This is a genomic window from Nostoc sp., from assembly GCF_036917575.1.
Lineage (GTDB): Bacteria > Cyanobacteriota > Cyanobacteriia > Cyanobacteriales > Nostocaceae > Nostoc.
This window is the reverse complement of sequence record NZ_JBALDC010000004.1, coordinates 68645-81572: the sequence shown is the minus strand read 5'-3', so window position 1 is coordinate 81572 and position 12928 is coordinate 68645. Positions and strand designations below refer to the sequence as shown.

Sequence of the window (12928 nt, the reverse complement as noted above, 5' to 3'; positions counted from 1 at the left end):
AGGGAACCGGATTTTTCTTGTTTCCCCCCTTTATAAGGGGGGACTAAGGGGGGTAACTATGCAATTAAAATCACAGCCAATCACTTTTCAAACAACCTCTTAACATAAAGACCATTAATCTGCTTGTCAATCATGTTTTTGAAAGGTTAAATAGAAGGGCACATCACTATCTTGCGCTTTGTAATTTTGCCGTTTGCTGTTGCTGAAAAACCAACATTAATTTTGTGTGCAAGACTATTTTTTCTAGTTCTGCAATCAAACTTTGTCTCAAGCTGAATGCGGCAGGGCTTGGCATATCTGACAGCCTAACCATCGGCTTTTTCTTGATGTGTGACAGTTGAGGGTGCAGAATGTGGGTTACATCTTCTTTCAGTACGTCCAGAAGTTTCTCTCCCAATTGTTTGATCCAATAAATAATAGTAGTATGATGCACTCCTTTAACTCGTTCAATCCCTTATAAAAATTTTCATACAGGACTTACGCACAGGTCACGCAAAATCAAACCATAGAGAAGCCAGTGCGCCCTTGCGGTTCCCCGACCTGTTCGCTTTTAGCGTTCCGGCTTTCTCAGCAACTGGCGCAACGCAGAGAACACAGAGGAATAAGAGTTAGAGAGGTTTTTTGCGTAAGTCCTATCATATTTCGGTTTTTACCAAACCACAGCAAGTCTATCGATTTAATGTACTAACTTAGTATAGTTGACGCGATCGCAAAAACTTTAAACTTTAAGTTCATATCCTAAAATTGCCTTATTCTTTACACTGTTAGGATATTAATCAGTGTGGGATATTAGCTTAATTTTTGATTATAAAATTTGATGATTAATATTAGTAAATTAAATAAAATTGACTTTCTGGTTTTGATTGCAATTGTGATTATTGGTCTTATACATTTGCCTTTTCCATTTGACGGAGATCAAGCATTTTTTAGGCTAGGTGCTTTGGAGATGCAACAAGGAAAGGTACTCTATCGTGATTTTTGGGATGTGAAGCAACCGGGAATTTTTTGCTTTTACTTTTTAGCGGGAACTTTCTTTGGTTTTAATGAGATTGGTATCCATCTCTTTGAACTTATTTACATGGTGTTTCTGTCTATAGTATTGTTATTGAGTCTTAAAAGCTATTTTCGGCATCCAATAATTGCAAGTCTAGTACCTTTGTTAACGGTTGGCGTTTACTATACTGTTTCACAGCCTTGGCATCTTACTCAAGTAGAAGCACTGGTTAGTTTTCCTTTATTCATTTGTCTTTGGCTGACTTATCAATCTTTCAAATATGAAGGAAAGCAAAGATTCTTTCTACTTTTACTATCAGGTTTTATTGGTGGAATTGTCCTGATTTTTAAATTAATACTTTTGCTAATATTAATTTCATTTTGGTTAACTATTTTCATATATTATGTGCTAATCAAACAAGAGCAAATTCAAAAAGTTTTTATAGAAATATTCACTCCAATTTTTATAGGGATTATATTTCCTATTTTATTTATTGTTAGCTATTTTGCCTGGTTTAATAGTTTACCAATTTTGTATCAAACATTCTTTTTATATCCACCTCGAATTGTTGCTAATTCCCAATTTGAGCCAAGTGGGTTTTTTGCAGGAATAAAATGGTTTTTAAATCGTTTTTACCCTTTACTTTTAGCCGCTACTATTGCAGTAGATGTATCATTGCGTAAGTCTAAGAATATATTCACTTTGCTACTTGTAATTTGGTGTATTTTTGCTTGGGGTGTAATTTTTTTACAACGAGGGGCATTTTGGGAATACCATTATTTACTATTGTTTGTACCTTTAGGTATTTTAGCAACTAAAGGATTAGATATTTTATGGGAGTCTTTAAAAAAATTGAGTTCCCCATTTACTACAATCCTGCTAATATTTTTATTTTTCTTGCCTTTATCGAACACTCTTCTAAAAAAGAGTGTTGTTCTGGTTAATAATAACTTTGCCTTAGCAGAAGATACACGATTTAAATATCAGACTGTTTTTAGAGAAAAATATCCATCTTTTCGTTCAGAGGCTGAACTTATCTCCCAACCAGGAAATCTTCCTGGTAAAATTTATGTAGCTGGCGATCCATCTATTTACTACTTCTCCAATCGGACTCAGGCAACATCAATGCGTGGTTGGTCACTTGAATATTTTCTACCTGAGCAATGGACAAAACTTCTACAAGAGTTAGATTCATCTAAGCCTCCTTATATTTTTATTGATTATATTCAGCAGCCTACTATCAACAAAAATTTTCCCAGAATGCTAGAGTTTATTGAGGAAAGATACCGTATTTTACATCAAAATGATAATGGGATTTGGTATATTATTTTGTAGACAAACCACTATAGTAATCCCAAATCATTATTGATGAGAAACAAGATCCACGACATTTACGAAGTCGGGGATTTGTGGGTTTAGAGGCAGGAGGCAGGAGGCAGGATAGCTCAGTGGTAGCAAGCCACGTACTCTTACAGAGAAGTAAGCTACGCGCAGCGTCTTGTAGAAAGCGTCGCCAGGAGGCAGAGGTAGAAACTGTTTATATTTGATTTGGAGTTCTACATTTTATACTTTATTTGCTTGCAAACTGCTGCAAGTAAAGTGTTTGTGTTGCTATAACCCTTACCAATCATTTGTTTTAGTATCATCCCAGACTTCCAATTTCAAATCGCAAAGATAAGTTAATCCGCTTTGAATTTGCGCATCTGTTCCTTGTAGTTCAAGGTCAAACCAACCATCTCCAACAGCATTGGCTCCCAAAATCGCTGCTGTGATATTCACAATCAGTCCATAGTCAGACACCAGGCGAGAAATAACAGGTTCCTGATGATAATCTTTAGGAATTCTAAGTCGAATCCGTTTTTTGGTAAGTGTATTGTCAGTAGTCATATCTGAATGATTTCAATTCCTAATCGGGATTAGTACAGAACTACTCTTAACCCTAACGGTAATTTCCTGATAGGTACTAAGTAGATCGTAGCATATCCCATGATTTGCTTGTATTCTATTGAACTGCATCTTTGCCAATGCCTACAGACCAAGCAGCAAATTCCATGAGAACAGGTTAATAAAGGATAAAATTAGGATTAAAATTCTCAAATTATTAGTAACTGCTTCTAAAAAAAAGTAACATATTATAGGAAAATGATGATTTTTCTTAACTTTTAAGAGGTATCATCTATACCGTAGATGAAATTAAAAAACTTGTATAAGCCGAATCAATTTAGTGAACTATCCCAAAGTTTACACTTCGGAGCAAGCCTGTCCCATTAATTTAGTTGGCGAAACAGGACAAGCGGTTCAAATTTCAATTCATGCTCCCAGTCAATATATCTGTGCCAATTGCGAACGGATATTACCAGATTGGAAACGGCAGCCATTTTTACGAGTAGTGATTGTATTACAGCAATCGCGTTATCAGTTAGTCGAAAAGACGGCAGAAGTAGAGTTAGAGAAAGAACGCTTACGAGAAAAGTTTATGAGATTTGGCTGTGATTTAGCATTTAATCTGCGCGATCGCGGCTATTTAACTGACTTAATTGACCCTCGTACAGGTTATCCTTTACTGTCCCATCCCGGAGTAATTCCTCACGATGACACAGCAGTTGTCAAAGCTTTGCTCAACTATCCAGTGATTAAAAATCAATGCCGTGTGTTAATTCATCCCGATTGGGGTGCAGCAGTTTATCCTGGGATTTTGATATCAGAAGCTCCCCCAATTGTCATCGAATGGGTTACTAAAGGTATAGCATCCATGCATAGGTGGAAAGAAATTAATTATTAGTTATTAGTCATTGGTCATTGGGCATTGTAAAGACGCATATCAGCACTTGTATCTCCAAATAAATAGCTAGGACAGTCGAAGCCTCTGATAGTGTGGCTTGTTACTTCCTCTCATGAGTAGACGCTACAAAGTCAAGCCGGGAATGATCGCTTTTGGTTTTTATTTGGGTGAAACTTAGGTTTATCGGTAGGTATTTCAAATTGATGATAATTTTACTTACTACCGTTAGGCTAAACTTTTAGTCCCTGGAGAACAGTTGAGCAAGTACTACCAAACCTACAATTATTTTTAAGATATGTATGATATGTATCTAATTCATTAGCACTTCCTTATGGCCCAGAAAACACAGCTTGTTCGACATCATCGCGACTAAGAGAATACTTGAATGAGCGTTGAATATCTTGTCCACTTTCCCCAGATTGGACATATCGTACTACAATTTGTTCAACATCGAGCCATAATTCAGCTTGCCAATTAGGTCGTTGCACACGCCAGCAATGCCTCTGTGTTTCGTCTTGTTGACAGCCTTGGTCTTTTAGCCACTGCTCAATTTGTGGCAGGGGATGATTATATAGGGGAGTATCAGAGGGAAGAAGAGGCATAGGAGTTTTAGATTTTGGATTAGAGAATTGTTTAATTTTTAATTATCAGATAGGTAATGAGTTGCGAGATATAGGTAATCTGCTGTTGTACAGATGCAGCTGATTGCAGCTTATCGGTTTGGAAAGCAGCCTCGCCACGAGTTAAGCCAATGGCAATTGCTAATAATAGACAACCTACAAATGTTAACACCAGCATAAATAAAGCAAAGATTTCGCCAGATGATAAGGGGCGATCGCTTGCATCAAGGTAAGCTGATTTTGACCAGTTATACGAATGCGAGACGGGATGATTTAAATCAGAGGGTGGTTGAATCACTCCAAAGCGGGAATAGCCAATTTTTAAATCGTAGCTTAACCGCCGTTCTGGATGGCTAAGGGTGGCGTAAGCTTCGTTGATTTGCTGAAATTTGGGAGTGGCGATCGCAGTCGGCAAGTCTGTAGTATCAGGATGATAGAGTTTGCTCAGTTGCCGATAAGCGCGACGAATGTCAATTACCGATGCCCAGGGATGCAGTCCTAGCAGGGAGTAATAAGTTGGTTCGGTGCTTTGTGGCATTGCCCCGTTTTGATTCACATCTGTTTGAGTCACCTTGCAATCAAGTTTTTTCTAGTATTGTTAACCTCTGCCCATTCCACAGAGGAAAAAATGGCTGATGAGATTCTGGCATCATGCCCAAGCCTTTTATAGGTGAGGACTTGAATGGTTGTATTTATATACTGTACAATAGTATTTAGAGGGGCGAACGTCGGCTTCATGCCGTGTGTCCGAGTAGTAATTCTACTTAGACCTAGCCCCTTTTAGATTTTCAAGAGTTAATGGATTGCGATCGCCATACCACTCTCCATAAGGTTTGTTGCGATTATCGTTCAAGTCCATAATCAGTCTATATTTCTTAGCAAGGGGCACAAAAAACTGGTCATCGTCGCGTTCATAGCATCGCTGTATAGACCACAGGTAATAGTCGATGACTTGTAAACCAGCAACCTTAGATGGATAAGTAGGCTCAATGATAATCGAACTATTTGAGCTAATTTTCCATTCAGACTCAAAGTTTTTCTGAGCTTGGTTAATGGCTTGTTATAGTGCTTCTTCGCGTACTGCCTTACCGCGTCTAGCAATAGCAATATCGCTTGATCTCTTAACTCAAACTCAGGTTAAGTACTCAATTACTAATGTGAGTCATGGATTAATACACTACTTCATGCCTAACGTATTAAATCAGCACGGGGTTTAAAGGTTTCAATTTGCCGTAACTTTTCGTAAAGCTCCCGTTCTTCTTCACTAATATTTTTTGGTGTAACTATTTGAATTTCTACTAGTTGATCGCCACGTTTCCCGGCATCATTAGGATAACCTTTATTGCCTAGTCGAAATTTTTGACCAGACCTAACTCCAGGAGGGGTGGTCATTTTCACTGGCCCATCAAGAGTAGGTGCTTCTATTTGTCCTCCTAAAACTGCTTCGCTAGGAGTAACAGGTACTTGGCAGACGATATTTAAACCTTCTAGCTTAAATAATCGATGAGGTTCAACGGTAATTTTTAAATATAGATCGCCACCACCAACACCTTGGTTCCGCAAACGGATGGTTTGACCTGTTACCATGCCTGGAGGCATATTAACTTCTAGCGATCGCCCATCTTCCAAACGAATGCGTTCATTACCACCTTGATAAGCTTTTTCTAGTGGAAGCGTTAATCTGGCTTCTATATCTCGCCGGGTTGTCCGAGGTGGAGTGTTAACGGTGTAGGCAACTTTTGTTCTGGGGGTACGATACGGATCGCTAGTATTGCCATTATTAGAATTACTTGCCGCACTTTTATTTTTGACACCGATAACTTGATTAATAAAGCTTTCAAAATCAGAGAATTGGCTGGGATCTATGTCTTGATTGCCATTGCGATCGCTAGCGCTACTCTGCCAAGTTTTAGCCTTTGGTGTCTTCGGGTTACCCGCAAAGTCTTTTTGCTTCCAGTAGCGGCTAAACTGGTCGTACTGCGATCGCTTGGCTGGATCGGAAAGAACTTCATAAGCCTCGCCGATATCCTTAAATTTTTCCTCAGATTCTTTGTTACCCGGATTCAAATCGGGGTGATATTGCCTTGCTAGCCGCCGATAAACCTTTTTAATTTCCTCAGCAGAGACATCTTTAGATACTCCTAAAATCTCGTAGTAATCGCGAAAGTTCGGCAAATTTTGCATAGTTCAGTTATTTAAATTTTAGATTCTAGATTAATTGAAGAGTTAAGAGTTGAAAGATTTAATTTTTAACTTCTACTCTTAACTCTTATCAGAAGTATTAATCAGGTAGACATAAATTAAACATAAAATGCCAACCAGTGAAATTATCTTTTTGAGCAGCTTAACTTTTACCTCCTGCCTCCTGCCTCCTGCCTCCTGCCTTCTACTTACGACCAATCATTGTCTTCTTCATCATCCCAGTTATCTTGGTAGCTAGGGCGGGATTTGCGTGGAGGACGGTTTTCATAAGAGGAAGAACGATTATCGCGGTTATAATCTCTGCCATAGTCTCTACCGTAATCTTTGCCATAATCTTTACTGTATGAATCGCGTTCTCGATATGTATCTCTGGGAGATTCGCGTTCTCGTTCTTTATCACCGCCAGTAAAGATGTCACGGATAGTACCAAGCAAGTCATCGTCTTCATCTTCAGCATAAGTCTGGCGGACTTCCCGATTTAGCTCATAGAGAGCATCTTGCAAGTCGGCGTAGGCTTGATCGATACCGCGATCGCTATTTTCCTGAAGACTTTCCTTTAGTTGTCGGCAAATATTATCAATTCTTTGGCGACGGCTGCGGGCAAACTGCATACCAAATTCCAGCGCGACTTCCCTTAGTTGTCGTTCTGCTTGGAAAATCAACGCCTCAGAACGAGTCCGCTTTTCTATCCTCTCTTTACGTTCGCGATCAACATCAGCATATTTTTGAGCGTCTTGAATCATTCGATTCACTTCCGACTCGTTCAAGGTGGAAGCGCCTTGAATGGTGATACTTTGCTCTCGCCCAGTGGTTCTATCTAAGGCTGTTACCTGTAAAATACCATTGGCATCAATATCAAATGATACCTGTACCTGGGGAATTCCTCGTGGTGCTGGTGGGATACCATACAGCTTGAACCGTCCTAAAGACTTGTTGTTTGCTGCCATTTCCCGTTCGCCCTGAACTACGTGAATTTCCACAGTATTTTGGTTATTTTCAGACGTGGAAAAAATGTCAGAACGGCGTACTGGGATGGTAGTATTGCGGGGAATAAGTTTTTTCATCACGCCGCCGATGGTTTCCAATCCCATAGAAAGGGGGGTGACATCCAAAAGCAGCACGTCTTTGAGTTCGCCTGCGAGAATGCCTGCTTGAATTGCTGCACCTACTCCCACGACTTCATCGGGGTTGACATTTTCGTTCGGTTCTATGCCAATCAAGTCGCGTACTAGCTGCTTCACTATTGGCATTCGTGTAGAACCGCCAACTAACACAACTTCTTCAATGTCTCTAGATGAAAGTCCGGCATCTTTGAGCGCTCGTTTCACTGGTGTCCGCAATCTTCCCACCAAATCACCACACAAGCCTTCAAACTGGGAACGAGTTAAACGAGTTTCGAGATGTTTGGGGCCATCTTCGGTGGCGGTGATGAAGGGTAAGTTAATATCGGTGACGCTGACAGCAGAAAGCTCAATTTTGGCTTTTTCTGCCGCTTCCATCAGACGTTGCAAAGCTTGGCGATCGCGTCTTAAGTCTACCTCTTCTGTTTCCAAAAATTGCTCTGCTAACCAATCTACTATTATTTTGTCAAAGTCGTTCCCACCAAGTTGCGTATCGCCACTGGTAGCCTTGACTTCAAATATCCCATCGCCTACTTCTAAAATCGACACGTCAAAAGTGCCACCACCTAAATCAAATACTAAAATAGTTTCCGTGTCACCCCGATCTAATCCATAAGCCAAAGATGCCGCAGTCGGTTCATTCAGAATTCGTAGCACCTCTAAGCCAGCAATTCTACCAGCATCACGGGTTGCCTGCCGCTGAGAATCGTTAAAATAAGCTGGTACTGTAATCACTGCCCCTGTGACTGGTTCACCCAAATAGCGGCTAGCATCGTCTGCCAATTTTTTCAGTACCATTGCCGAAATTTCTTCTGGGGCGAAATCTTTATTAAGACGGGGACAAGCAATTTTAATATTACCTACTTCGTCTTTGCGGATGGTGTAGGGTACACGCTTGGAATCTGCATTAAGTTCGCCATACTTCCGCCCAATGAAGCGTTTAACTGCAAAAAAGGTATTTTGGGGATTGAGGACGGTTTGTCGCCGTGCCATTTGCCCAACCACCCTTTCACCTTCTTTGCTGAAGCCAACTACGGAGGGGGTTGTTCGCATTCCTTCTGCATTGGCAATCACCACCGGCTTGCCACCCTCCATAACGGCGACTACTGAGTTGGTTGTACCCAAGTCGATGCCGACTACCTTGCCCATGCGTTACTCTTCTCCTAAAGTGTCTTATATATTTATTATGATTGGGCGGAACTACCTCTAGCTTTGTGCTACAAGATAAAAACACCTCAATGTATAATACTCAAATACTCGTCATTAAGGCAGCAAGCTAAGAAGTGCAGCTAGGGGAGATAGTTGCAAGACTAGGATAGCATTGAGATGGTTGGCGTGCCCAAGCAGCCTCAATTCTTGATATCCGCCTACTTTTGTTTACGGTATCTGCAAAAAATTGCTAAATTCACCTTAGTAATGTTTGCTCTGCTTTTTTGAGTGCCTAAAAATTCTCATATTATTGCTACTACTTTAAAGATTTGAATTTAACAGAGCGATTACAGACTTCCCTAAGTCAGATAGCGCGAGAACGCGATCCTTACATGGCAACAGCTGGACATTTTTTTGTCCAAGAATACATCCGCCAGGAATTTTCCCAATGGGGGAGTGTGGAAATCCACACCTTTGAAGTCAGAGGCAAAGTTTGTAATAACCTGATATTAAATTTACCCTCCCAAGCAAGAGGGCAAAAAAAGGATTTACTACCAATTTTAATTGGCGCTCATTATGATGGCGTTCCAGGAACAGCTGCGGCTGATGATAATGCTACAGGTGTGGCGGTGTTACTGGAATTGGCGAGAAAGTTTGCTGCCAAGCCTATCAGATATCCCTTAAGACTGGTTGCTTTCGACATGGAAGAATACGGCTTATTGGGTAGTACTGATTATGCAGCTCTGTTGCATCAACAAAAGCAACAGCTACGCTTAATGATTTCCTTAGAAATGCTGGGCTATAAGGATTCCACACCTGGTTCTCAAAGTTACCCTTCTCCTCTGGAACGCTTCTACCCAGATACAGGTGATTTTATTGCTTTAATTGGTAATTTGCGGACATTACCTGACTTAATTGGGATGAGCCGTAATATTCGCAAAGCTGGCGTATCTAGTCAATGGCTACCCGTGCCGAATCGAGGTTTAATAGTTCCCCAAACCAGACTTAGCGATCATGCACCTTTCTGGGATTTGGGTTATCCAGCAATGATGGTGACAGATACGGCATTCTTGCGAAATCCCCATTATCACAAAGCTAGTGATGCGATCGCTACTTTGGATTTAGATTTTCTTACTAATGTATGTGAAGGTTTAGAGATGGCGATTCGGCGGTTGTGAGGTACAGATACAGGATGTTTGCAGAATATATATACTATGCACAAACCGAGTAGATCGCCACTGGGATTTATTTTGATGATTCTCAGCTTTTTTCAATTGCTTATACTATCTTGCTGATGCGATCGCGCATTGGGAGTCAAAGTTATTAAATCGTCAATATTACGCTTCATTGTTTCGCAAATTGCATCTAATGGTAAATCGTTAGCGTCATAACCAAAGGGATTTTCTATCTCTAAGCCAATGGCTTCGATGCCAAATACAGTGAACCCAACCAAAGCAGAAATTAAGCCTGTCCACCAACCGAGATTCGCTACTATTTGAAATGGTAGCAGAATACAATATAATATTAGTAATTGCTTCAAATGAATAGCATAAGCAAGTGGCATAGGCGTTTTTAAAATCCGTTCGCAAGCACCTAAATTATCCACAAGATTATTTAATAATTCTTGCATAGATGTTAGTTGGTAGCTATTAAGGCAATTACGATTATACTGTTCCTGTAAATAATCTCCTATCCAAAAGGCAACCTCTATGGGGGGATTATTCATAATCTTCAGTTTTATATACTTAGTAGATGGCATTAAATCTTCTAACTCACTGTTGACAGCCTCTCCTCGCAAATGTAATTTAGTTGTTACAGCAAAAGCTGCCAATAAATTTAATGCTGTAATTTTCTTGTTTTTATCTTCTGGTGAAATTTCATCAACTGATACCCAAATTTGCCGCGCTAGATTTCGGACGTTATTTACTATAGATCCCCAGCATTTTCTCCCTTCCCAAAATCGCTCATAAGCAGTATTTGTCCGAAAGACAAGTAACAAACCTAAAACAATACTAGGAATAACACTTCCTAAAATAGGTTGGGATACAGGTTTCTCAAAATGGTGAAGCAAAGAAATTAAAAATCCGAAAGCTCCACACCATAAAATATGTTTGAAAATTGCTTTCGTCACTGAACCTTTAGGTTGTAATGCTGTACGTAAAAATTTGATTCTTTCGGCTATCATGTAGTCACCCTAATAAAATATTTATTGAATTGATATGTCAGAACTTTTTAGCTTAAAAATAATCATTATAAAAGTAACATAATTAGTAAATATAGGAATCATATTTGATTTTTGAAAAAAACTCAGTACACCTTTATTCCTTCTTAAGAGTCCCCAGTCCCCAGTCCCCAGTCCCTTACCTCTACTAGTGATTCTCCAAATCAAATCGGATTGCTATAGATACTTCAGAAATATTTTTGCCAAGAACATAATAGACTGGCAACAATGTATTCTAGCTTTTATGATAGAATATTAATTCTGATTAAAATTGGGACTGACACAGAGAGTTTTTTGAACGTCAATTAGATGAACATTATATAAAAGTCAAAAGAGATACATCAGCAGTAATTGTAAAAAAATGTAAAGTTTTTTCGGTGGTTGCATAAACTCCACATTATATCCCGATAAATTTATGAAAGAAAAGGTATATTCCTATTGATAATGTTCATACAGCATTAGTCAGTATCATGTACCTTAGTAAATCAAAAAGTCCTAACCTGTAAAAATCCTGCCCTGTACATTAAACATTTAGACATAACTTATTAGGTTATGTCTTTTTTGTTGTCGCTAGTCTCGAAACGTTGAATTTCAATCAAATAACCATCAGGGTCACGGAAAAAGCAATGGTAAATGTTATATTTTTCATTTAATGTAGGTGGCTTTTCAAATTCAACGCCACGTTTTTTGAGATATTCAAACCATTCATCCACCTGCTGTGTTACTAGGGTAAAAATAACACTTGATTGCTTATCGGTTGGAGGAGCCAATTTTTCGCTTGCTTGACACAATCCTAAGTATCCAGAACCACTAACAGTATAAATTCGGCAAGTTCCTTGGTCAAGCCATAACTCCAATCCTAGCTTTTGTTCGTAGAATTCTGTAGATACATTGAGATTATAGGTAGAAAAGAAGGTAATTTGTTGGTCGATTTGCGGATGAGTAGACATAAAACACATTTGAGTATATACCCTAACGACATCAGGCGATCGCAGATGTAAAAATTGATTGATGTTAGAAACCTGTTACTGCTCCAGAATGCCTTAAGTGCATCTGGAGTTTCTTTTTGGATAAAGCCATAAAAATTTTCCCAATCATCGTGATATGGCAAAACATGGCTGAATAAGAATGTATAGTGAATTATCTATATTTAACACGCATCACTTATTGATGTATCTCTCCTACCAAACAACTCTCGTAAAACAGCCTCAGTTTATCTAGGGCTGTTTTGCGTTATTTATAACAGAGAAAAATTGTAAACGAGAATCCTCAAACACTTTTATCTACATTTGAGTATATACCCGGATGACGTAGTATTTTCTTAGAGTGAAAATTTGGTATAGGTAAATGCGTATCTTTCCTGACTCCAGATTTGTCACAAACGCTTCTGGAGTTTTTCCAATATTTAAGTTTGAAATTAGCAATCTAGTCTAGACTCTAGTGAATATTTTATTTTGATTATGAACACGTATGTTGTAGCTGTACAGTAAAATAAATATAAATTAGGAATTGTTATAAAAATTACTGAGAAAGTATGGAAATCTCAAATTCTACTCCTCAGAAAGATATGCCCCAGCTACAAGCTTTGGAAACACTTGTACAAGCTAAGAGTATCAGCTGTCGGGAGTTTCTGAAATTGTCATTAGAAAAACGGCGATGCATATTGGCAGCGCAAGCTGAATTAATGTTATTACATTACGAGCAAGATAGAGAATGGCAAAAGTTACAGATAGGAGACTTTATTATTAGCTTTTTTACTTATAAACAAGTTTATCTGGGTTGCTAATTTTGAGCCGATAGTGTGATTTTAAATAATAAAAGTCTAATCTGTTTTTAAAG

General features: G+C 39.0%; 11 protein-coding genes and 1 pseudogene. 4 read left to right on the top strand and 8 right to left on the bottom strand.

Going from position 1 to position 12928, the window contains the following annotated elements; genetic code table 11:
- Positions 1–358 precede the first annotated feature (358 nt).
- Positions 359–451 (bottom strand): annotated as a pseudogene (locus V7K79_RS00550) (IS1 family transposase); the annotation flags it as partial.
- A gap of 366 nt (positions 452–817) precedes the next feature.
- On the opposite strand from V7K79_RS00550, the gene V7K79_RS00545 reads away from it, so the two are divergent.
- Positions 818–2329, top strand: a complete 1512-nt coding sequence (locus V7K79_RS00545) for a hypothetical protein (protein WP_335043693.1) — start codon at positions 818–820, stop codon at positions 2327–2329.
- A 285-nt stretch (positions 2330–2614) separates the two neighbouring features.
- Here V7K79_RS00545 and V7K79_RS00540 read toward each other — a convergent pair whose 3' ends face one another.
- Complete coding sequence (locus V7K79_RS00540) at positions 2615–2881, bottom strand: NIL domain-containing protein (protein WP_335043691.1); 267 nt, start codon at positions 2879–2881, stop codon at positions 2615–2617.
- Between the two features lie 337 nt (positions 2882–3218).
- Between V7K79_RS00540 and V7K79_RS00535 the strand changes: the two genes are divergently transcribed.
- On the top strand, positions 3219–3776 hold the full coding sequence (locus V7K79_RS00535) for a methylmalonic aciduria and homocystinuria type D protein (RefSeq protein WP_335043689.1): 558 nt from the start codon (positions 3219–3221) through the stop codon (positions 3774–3776).
- Between the two features lie 329 nt (positions 3777–4105).
- Here the strand turns inward: V7K79_RS00535 and V7K79_RS00530 are convergent, their stop codons facing one another.
- The 4 genes from V7K79_RS00530 to dnaK all read right to left on the bottom strand — a co-directional run bounded on the left by V7K79_RS00530 (position 4106) and on the right by dnaK (position 8868).
- Positions 4106–4378, bottom strand: a complete 273-nt coding sequence (locus tag V7K79_RS00530; RefSeq protein WP_335043687.1) for a DUF3143 domain-containing protein — start codon at positions 4376–4378, stop codon at positions 4106–4108.
- Between the two features lie 31 nt (positions 4379–4409).
- Positions 4410–4934: a J domain-containing protein gene (locus V7K79_RS00525; RefSeq protein WP_335043798.1), complete on the bottom strand. Its 525-nt coding sequence runs from the start codon at positions 4932–4934 to the stop codon at positions 4410–4412.
- A gap of 650 nt (positions 4935–5584) precedes the next feature.
- Entirely contained in the window at positions 5585–6580 is a 996-nt protein-coding gene (locus tag V7K79_RS00520; protein WP_335043685.1) for a DnaJ C-terminal domain-containing protein, read from the bottom strand.
- Positions 6581–6786: 206 nt separating this feature from the next.
- A complete protein-coding gene (dnaK, locus tag V7K79_RS00515; protein WP_335043682.1) occupies positions 6787–8868 on the bottom strand; it encodes a molecular chaperone DnaK in 2082 nt (693 codons plus the stop codon).
- Between the two features lie 329 nt (positions 8869–9197).
- Between dnaK and V7K79_RS00510 the strand changes: the two genes are divergently transcribed.
- A complete protein-coding gene (locus tag V7K79_RS00510; RefSeq protein ID WP_335043680.1) occupies positions 9198–10046 on the top strand; it encodes a M28 family peptidase in 849 nt (282 codons plus the stop codon).
- A 92-nt stretch (positions 10047–10138) separates the two neighbouring features.
- Here the strand turns inward: V7K79_RS00510 and V7K79_RS00505 are convergent, their stop codons facing one another.
- Positions 10139–11053 carry a bestrophin family protein gene (locus V7K79_RS00505; RefSeq protein ID WP_335043678.1) on the bottom strand — a complete coding sequence of 305 codons (915 nt, stop codon included), beginning with the start codon at positions 11051–11053 and terminating at the stop codon, positions 10139–10141.
- A 581-nt stretch (positions 11054–11634) separates the two neighbouring features.
- On the bottom strand, positions 11635–12039 hold the full coding sequence (locus tag V7K79_RS00500) for a VOC family protein (protein WP_335043676.1): 405 nt from the start codon (positions 12037–12039) through the stop codon (positions 11635–11637).
- Between the two features lie 584 nt (positions 12040–12623).
- Between V7K79_RS00500 and V7K79_RS00495 the strand changes: the two genes are divergently transcribed.
- On the top strand, positions 12624–12875 hold the full coding sequence (locus tag V7K79_RS00495; RefSeq protein ID WP_335043674.1) for a hypothetical protein: 252 nt from the start codon (positions 12624–12626) through the stop codon (positions 12873–12875).
- The last annotated feature ends 53 nt before the right edge of the window (positions 12876–12928 follow it).

What these genes read in the sequence shown, in the direction of transcription:
- V7K79_RS00545 (WP_335043693.1), top strand. Translation starts at nt 818, where the DNA reads ATGATTAATATTAGTAAATTAAATAAAATTGACTTTCTGGTTTTGATT.
- V7K79_RS00540 (WP_335043691.1), bottom strand. Translation starts at nt 2,881, where the DNA reads ATGACTACTGACAATACACTTACCAAAAAACGGATTCGACTTAGAATT.
- V7K79_RS00530 (WP_335043687.1), bottom strand. Translation starts at nt 4,378, where the DNA reads ATGCCTCTTCTTCCCTCTGATACTCCCCTATATAATCATCCCCTGCCA.
- V7K79_RS00525 (WP_335043798.1), bottom strand. Translation starts at nt 4,934, where the DNA reads ATGCCACAAAGCACCGAACCAACTTATTACTCCCTGCTAGGACTGCAT.
- V7K79_RS00520 (WP_335043685.1), bottom strand. Translation starts at nt 6,580, where the DNA reads ATGCAAAATTTGCCGAACTTTCGCGATTACTACGAGATTTTAGGAGTA.
- dnaK (WP_335043682.1), bottom strand. Translation starts at nt 8,868, where the DNA reads ATGGGCAAGGTAGTCGGCATCGACTTGGGTACAACCAACTCAGTAGTC.
- V7K79_RS00505 (WP_335043678.1), bottom strand. Translation starts at nt 11,053, where the DNA reads ATGATAGCCGAAAGAATCAAATTTTTACGTACAGCATTACAACCTAAA.
- V7K79_RS00500 (WP_335043676.1), bottom strand. Translation starts at nt 12,039, where the DNA reads ATGTCTACTCATCCGCAAATCGACCAACAAATTACCTTCTTTTCTACC.
- V7K79_RS00495 (WP_335043674.1), top strand. Translation starts at nt 12,624, where the DNA reads ATGGAAATCTCAAATTCTACTCCTCAGAAAGATATGCCCCAGCTACAA.